This window comes from Ferrovibrio sp., assembly GCF_029255545.1.
In the GTDB taxonomy this organism is placed as follows: Bacteria; Pseudomonadota; Alphaproteobacteria; order Ferrovibrionales; family Ferrovibrionaceae; genus Ferrovibrio.
Genome location: NZ_JANLJJ010000013.1, coordinates 1 through 6859, shown reverse-complemented (window position 1 = coordinate 6859; position 6859 = coordinate 1). Strand labels below are relative to the sequence as shown.

At 65.2% G+C, this 6859-nt stretch carries 7 protein-coding genes; 4 read left to right on the top strand and 3 right to left on the bottom strand.

Annotated elements, in window-relative coordinates:
• The 4 genes from Q1J79_RS01300 to Q1J79_RS01285 form a co-directional block, all read left to right on the top strand.
• A partial coding sequence (locus tag Q1J79_RS01300) for a VCBS repeat-containing protein (RefSeq protein WP_300295490.1) occupies nt 1-1460 on the top strand: 1460 nt, incomplete at its 5' end.
• A gap of 310 nt (nt 1461-1770) precedes the next feature.
• Entirely contained in the window at nt 1771-3282 is a 1512-nt protein-coding gene (locus Q1J79_RS01295) for a circularly permuted type 2 ATP-grasp protein (protein ID WP_300295488.1), read from the top strand.
• A gap of 2 nt (nt 3283-3284) precedes the next feature.
• Complete coding sequence (locus tag Q1J79_RS01290; protein ID WP_300295486.1) at nt 3285-4241, top strand: alpha-E domain-containing protein; 957 nt, start codon at nt 3285-3287, stop codon at nt 4239-4241.
• Between the two features lie 45 nt (nt 4242-4286).
• Nucleotides 4287-5024 (top strand): proteasome-type protease, encoded by a 738-nt coding sequence (locus tag Q1J79_RS01285; protein ID WP_300295485.1) that lies wholly within the window; start codon nt 4287-4289, stop codon nt 5022-5024.
• Between the two features lie 7 nt (nt 5025-5031).
• On the opposite strand, the gene Q1J79_RS01280 is transcribed toward Q1J79_RS01285, so the two are convergent.
• The 3 genes from Q1J79_RS01280 to Q1J79_RS01270 form a co-directional block, all read right to left on the bottom strand.
• Entirely contained in the window at nt 5032-5634 is a 603-nt protein-coding gene (locus Q1J79_RS01280) for a PA14 domain-containing protein (RefSeq protein ID WP_300295483.1), read from the bottom strand.
• A gap of 121 nt (nt 5635-5755) precedes the next feature.
• On the bottom strand, nt 5756-6577 hold the full coding sequence (gene xth, locus Q1J79_RS01275; protein WP_300295482.1) for an exodeoxyribonuclease III: 822 nt from the start codon (nt 6575-6577) through the stop codon (nt 5756-5758).
• A gap of 42 nt (nt 6578-6619) precedes the next feature.
• Nucleotides 6620-6859, bottom strand: a 240-nt coding sequence (locus tag Q1J79_RS01270; RefSeq protein WP_300295481.1) for a hypothetical protein, incomplete at its 5' end; no start/stop codon positions are given.

Genomic DNA, 6859 nt, shown 5'->3' with positions numbered 1-6859 from the left:
ATGGCGGCACCGATACCGCCACCGTGCACCTGACCGTGAAACCCGATGACATGGCATTGTCAGCTGTATCTGTGCGCGCTGCGACGAATATGTCGACGATTTATCAGCTGCATGCTGGCGACATTAACGGCGACGGCGTCACCGACCTTATGGCCGAGACCAGTCTCTACACCAGCGGCGGCAATGGCCTGATCTTCGGTCAGGCCGGCTCGCTGACCACGCAGCTCAACGGCGGCAGCTTTGCGGCCGCAGCGACCAACGGCCCGGCGGTGTTCAAGTTCACCAGCTACAACGATGTGGTTGGCATCGGAGATATCAACAACGACGGTTACGTCGACACGATCAACGGCACCGGCAGCACCACAGCCTCGGTGTATCTGGGCGGCCCGGGCACCGACAATGTCACCGACCAGAACCTGGCGCTGGGCATCGGCTATAGCCCGTCGGGCAATCCACTGGTGACGGATTTCAACGGCGATGGCCATGCCGACCTGTTCATGAGCGTCGGCAACAGCTCGGCGGTCAACGGGGCCTCGGCCACCTCGCCAGCGCTGGCGATGTGGTTCGGCAGCAGCAATGGCATTGCCAATACGCCGAATGCCACGGCTTACAGCGGTGTCACGCCGGTCGGCGTGGCCTCGCTGGCCAATGTGGCCTATGCGCTGGGTGCCACCGACCTCAACGGTGATGGCTATGCCGATATCGTCACCAATGTCGGGGCGCGCAATGATGGGCAAGCCAACTATGGCCCGGCGAAGGTCACCTTCGGCAATGCGGCCGGCAGCTTTGCGGCCAACCTGGCAAGCAGCGACGGCGGGCTGATCCTGAGTAACTTCGAAGTCGCCGGCGGCGACCCGCTGGCCCGCAGCGTGGCCACTGGTGGCGATGTCAACGGCGACGGGCTGCAGGATCTGGCGGGCTGGAACGAGAGCGGCACTGGCGGCTTTGTGCTGTTCGGCAACAGCGGCCTGACGGCCGGCAGCACAGTGAATATTGGCGCGCTGAACGGAGAGGATGGTGTGCGCTTCACCGGCACCGGCTCGGTGACGACAGAGATCGCGCTGGGCGACCTGAACGGCGATGGCATCGACGATATCGTGGTCGGCAGTCAGGCCGCCGCTTCCGGTGCCGGCAAGCTGTGGGTGGTCTGGGGCCAGGACGGTGGCTTCTCGTCCGGCAGCATCGACCTGTCGCAGGAATCCACCGGCCAGTTCATCACCCTGACCGGTGCGAGCGGCCAGGGCATCGGCTCGGCCCTCGCCATCACCGACATGGATGGTGACGGACTGAATGACCTCGTGGTCGGGTCGAGCAGCGGCACCATCGATGTCGTTTCCGGTCAACAGTTTGGCGCCAGCCTGATCGGCGCCATGGCGGCATTCTCCGCCCCGGCCGGTGGCCTGGAGGCAACGACGCCGCTGACCGAGGAGCAGCAGTATCAGCTGGCCAGCCCAGTGTAAGGGTACTGGGTGAGGATGTTGGCCATGCCGGCGCCGACCACCTGACCGGGCCATCTGCACAAATTATGACCATCTGACCCCGACACGGCCGGCGGCTGCACCCCGCCGGCCGGTTTTCATGGCATAGCGGCAGCCCTTTGCCTTGCATGAATGTTGCATCTGCGGGCTCAGGCGTAACGACAGGCTGTATCCTGAGTATGCGATTGCTGTTTCCGGTGCCGTTCCGGGTGCCAATGACCCATGGCCGACTTCCGATTGCACGGCGGCGTCTCCCGCCTGCATTATGGCCGTGACAGGGGGTGCGACTGTCATGACCGCTTTTGACGAGATGGATACCGGAGCCGCTGGCGGCCAGTCGCAATCTGGCCAGTCCCAGTCTGGTCAATCCCAATCAGCTCAGTCCCCGGCGCAGCGCAATGCCGTCCGCGCGCCCTACCAGGATTACAAGCGCTGGCTCGACGCGGCGCCGGCCGGCCTGCTGGCCCGCCGCCGCCAGGAAGCCGACCTGCTGTTCCGCCGGCTGGGCATCACCTTCGCGGTCTATGGCGAAGGCGGCGATACCGAGCGCCTGATCCCCTTTGATATCGTGCCGCGCATCATCGCGGCCAAGGAATGGCGCCGGCTGCGCCGCGGCCTGAAGCAGCGCGTGCGCGCGCTCAACGCCTTCCTGGACGACATCTACCACGCCCGCGCCATCCTCAAGGCCGGCGCGATCCCGGAAGACCTGATCCTGAAGAATGCCGCCTACGTGGCGCCCATGCGCGACGTCGCCATCGCGCGGCAGACCTATACCCATATTGCCGGCATCGACGTGGTGCGCACGGCGGAAGACCAGTTCTACGTGCTGGAGGATAACTGCCGCACCCCGTCGGGCGTTTCCTACATGCTGGAGAACCGCGAGGCGATGATGCGCCTCTTCCCCGATCTTTTCGCTGCCGTGCGCGTCGCGCCGGTTGGCCATTATCCCGATGCGCTGCTGCAGACCCTGCGCGAAAGCGCCCCCGCGAATTGTGCGGCCGAGCCCACCGTGGTGCTGCTCACGCCGGGCGTGTTCAACTCGGCCTATTTCGAGCATGTCTTCCTGGCTGAGCAGATGGGCATCGAGCTGGTCGAGGGCGGCGACCTGACGGTGAAGGACGACGTCGTCTACATGCGCACGGTTGGCGGCCTGAAGCGCGTCGACGTGATCTATCGCCGGCTCGACGACGATTTCCTCGATCCAAAAGTTTTCCGCAAGGACTCGCTGATCGGCGTGCCCGGCATCTTCCAGGCCTACAAGGCCGGCAACGTGACCCTGTGCAACGCCGTCGGCACCGGGGTCGCCGACGACAAGTCGATTTATCCCTATGTGCCCGACATGATCCGCTTCTACCTGGGCGAGGAGCCTTTGCTGGCCAATGTGCCGACCTATGTTTTGCGCCGGCCCGACGACCTGAAATACACGCTGGAGCATCTGCCCGAACTGGTGGTCAAGGAAGTGCATGGCTCGGGCGGCTACGGCATGCTGGTCGGGCCGAAGGCCAGCCAGGCCGAGATCGAGTCCTTCCGCGCCAAGATCCTGGCCAGGCCGGAAGCCTATATCGCGCAGCCGACGCTGGCGCTCTCGACCTGCCCGACTTTCGTCGAGGAAGGCATCGCGCCGCGCCATGTCGACCTGCGCCCCTTCGTGCTGACCGGCGAAACCATGCGCGTGGTGCCCGGCGGGCTGACCCGGGTGGCGTTGCGCGAAGGCTCTCTGGTGGTGAATTCCAGCCAGGGCGGCGGCACCAAGGACACCTGGGTGCTGGAAGACGCGCCCGACATCGCGGCCGGCGAGGATTGAGCATGCTGAGCCGCGCCGCCGACAATCTCTACTGGATGACCCGCTACATCGAGCGCGCCGAGGCGATGGCGCGCATCCTCGACGTCGCCCAGCGCATGAGCCTGCAGACCGCCGCCGCCTCGCGCAATGGCGGCAGGAGCGATGAATGGGAAGCCGCCCTGATCATCGCCGGCTGCGACACGTCGTTCGCCCTGCATGGCGGCCCGGCCACGCGCAAGGCGGTGATCGAGTTCCTCGCCTTCGCGCCCGACAATCCCTCCTCGATCCATGCCTGCCTGAAGGCGGCGCGCGAGAATGCCCGCGCCATGCGGGCGCAGATCACCAACGAGGCCTGGGAAAGCATCAACGCCGCCTGGCTGGAGATGCAGACGCTTGGCATGAAGAAGGTGGAGGCCGACGGCTTCTCGCCCTTCTTCGACTGGGTGCGCGAGCGCAGCCAGCTGTTCCGCGGCGTCGCCGAGGGCACCATGCAGCGCGACGACGCCAACCGCTTCATGCGGCTTGGCACCCTGCTGGAACGCGCCGATTCCACCGCCCGCATCCTCGATGTGAAATATCACATCCTGCTGCCCTCGCCCGGCGATATCGGCGGCGCGGTGGATTACTACCAGTGGGGCGCGCTGCTGCGCTCGGTCTCGGCCCTGCGCATCTACCGCCAGATCTACCGCGATTCGATCCGGCCCTCGCGCGTGGCCGAGCTGCTGATCCTGCGCGAGGATTTCCCGCGCAGCCTGCATGCCTGCTTCGCCGAGATCGTCACGATCCTGCAGCAGCTGCGGCAGTTCTACCGCCACGACTATCCGTCGGTGCGGCAGGCCGAGGGCATGCTGATGAAGGTGCGTTATGGCGATATCGAGGCGATCTTCGATGCCGGCCTGCATGAATACCTGACCGATACGATCGACAGCAATATCGAGCTAGGCGCCGCCATCGCCCGCGATTTCATGCAGCCGGCGTGATATAAGAAGAAAATACCAGGGACCGGAAACCGGAAAGCGCGCGTCATGACCTACTGCGTCGGCCTTCTGCTGAATGACGGCATCGTCATGCTGTCCGACAGCCGCACCAATGCGGGCGTCGATTCCATCGCCACCTTCGGCAAGATGCATGTCTGGGAAAAACCGGGCGAACGCGCCCTGGTGCTGGCCACGGCGGGCAACCTGTCGCTCAGCCAGTCGGTGGTGGCCCTGCTGCGCGAGGGTTTCGCCGCCGAGGACGGCAAGGCGCATGACCTGATGCAGGCGACCAGCATGTTCGAGGCCGCCGGCATCGTCGGCGCCGCGATCCGCGAGGTCGGCCGCCGCGACGGCGAGGGCCTGAAGCAGCAGGGCGTCGAGCCCAATCTCTCCATGCTGCTGGGCGGCCAGATCGCCGGCCGGCCGCATGAGCTTTACATGCTCTACTATGCCGGCAATTTCATCCGCGCCACCGCCGATACGCCGTTCCTGCAGATCGGCGAGATCAAATACGGCAAGCCGATCCTGGATCGCGTGATCCAGCCCGACACGCCGCTGGTGCAGGCGGCGAAATGCGCCCTGGTGTCGATGGATTCCACCCTACGCTCGAATATCTCGGTTGGCCTGCCGCTCGATCTGGTGATCCTGCCGAAAGACACGCAGCGCATTTCCCTGCGCAAGCGCATCACCGAGCAGGATCCCTATTTCTCCAGCATCCGTGGCCTGTGGGGCGAAGGCCTGCGCAAGGTCTTCGCCACCATCCCCGATCCCGACTGGAGCCTGTAAGGCGCCGTTATTTCTGCGGGCTATGCGCCAGGGCGGCGGCCGGCACCAGCAGCATGCCGCCGGCCCCCGGGGGCTGCCAGTAGAATTTCAGCGCCGCGGTACCGCCCTTCTGGAAATACTGCACCGTGATCGGATACCAGGCCGGTTCGGAAATCCGCACCTCGGTCGCCGGCGACATCTTGCTGGCATGCACGTCGGGATCGTCGACCACGCGGGTCTTGTCGATGGTGACGCGGACGCCATCGTTGGACAACGCCGCGAAGCGGTAGATGCCGGCCTCCAGCTGGATCAGCCCGGTCATGTGGACGGCATAATTGCGGTTGGTTTGCGAATCCCACATCTGGCCCGAGCCGGATTCGGCATCCAGCTGCAGGATCGCCGGACCACGCCGGCCGCGGCTCATATCGCTGGCGCTGCGCGGCATGTTGTCGACATGCTCCAGCGTGCCGAGGAAATACAGTGGCGACAGGCCGGGGCTGAGCTGGGTGGCGGTGGGCTGCGGGCTGGCCGGCTGCGGCGGTCCGGACGGCGCCTGTTGCTGCGTCGCGCAGGCCGCCAAGCCACCGGCCAGCAGCAGGCCGGCAACCATCCGTCGCATCGATGTCAGCATGACCATCCCCCTGTTATGCCCCGTCTGATGACCGGCGCAGCCTAGCAAGTCTGTGCCGCGCCAAGCAAGCTGGCCTGGGCAAGCTGACCGGCCCTGGGCCATCTCTGGGCTGGCTCCGGGATTACCGTGCCAGCGTGATGATGATCGGGGCGTGGTCGGAGGCTTTTTCCATGCCGCGCATCGCCTTGATCACCTGGGCATGCTTCAGGCGAGGCTGCAATTGCGGGCTGACCCAGACATGGTCCAGCCGGCGGCCCTTGTCGGCCAGTTCCCAGTTCGGCGAGCGATAGCTCCACCAGGAATACAGCTTCTCGCTCGGCGGCACGATATGCCGCACGGCATCGATCCAGCCGCGTGCCGCCTGCATTTTCAGCAGGCCCTCGGTCTCGACCGGCGTATGGCTCACCACGTCCAGCAGCTGCTTGTGCGACCACACATCGGTTTCCAGCGGCGCGATGTTCAGGTCGCCGACCAGGATTTCCTTGCCGCCCTTTTTCTTCAGCGCGGCCGACCATTTGGTCATGCCGTCCAGCACGGCCAGCTTGTGGGCGAACTTGTCGTTCTTCTTGGCGTCCGGAATGTCGCCGCCGGCCGGCACATAATAATTGTGCAGGATGGTGCCGTCGGCCAGCTCGGCGGCGATGTGGCGGCGGTCGTCGCGGCCAGCCAGCTTCAGTTTTTCCTTCAGCGTCACCGGCGCCTTGGCAAAGATCGCCACGCCGTTATAGCCCGGCTGGCCATGGATCAGGCGATGGGCATAACCGCGCTGCTCGAACAGCTCATGCGGAAAATCCTCATCCTTCACCTTGGTTTCCTGCAGGCAGAGGATGTCGGGGTCGTGCTGGCGCAGGAACGCATCCATCAGCGGCAGGCGGGCGCGCACCGAATTGATGTTCCAGGTGGCCAGCGTGACGGGTTTGTCGGTGACGGGTTTTTTCGGCATGGGAGTGTTTTAGCGAAAAGCGCCGGCCACGGCCAGATGCGGCTAGCCAGCCGGCTGCAGCCTGACCTGTGGCGTGCGCAGGAAGGCAAGGAGGAACAGGATGGCGAACAGGCCATCGGCCAGACTGATGTAGAATGTGGTGGCCGGGACGCGGCCGGCCAGGAAAAGCAGGGCCACGGCGCCAACCCAGGTCACTTTTTCGACGATCGACGGCAGCATCAGCAGGCGATAGCGCGCCGGATCGGTGGAGATGATCAGGAAGGCGAGCTGCCAGGCCAGGGA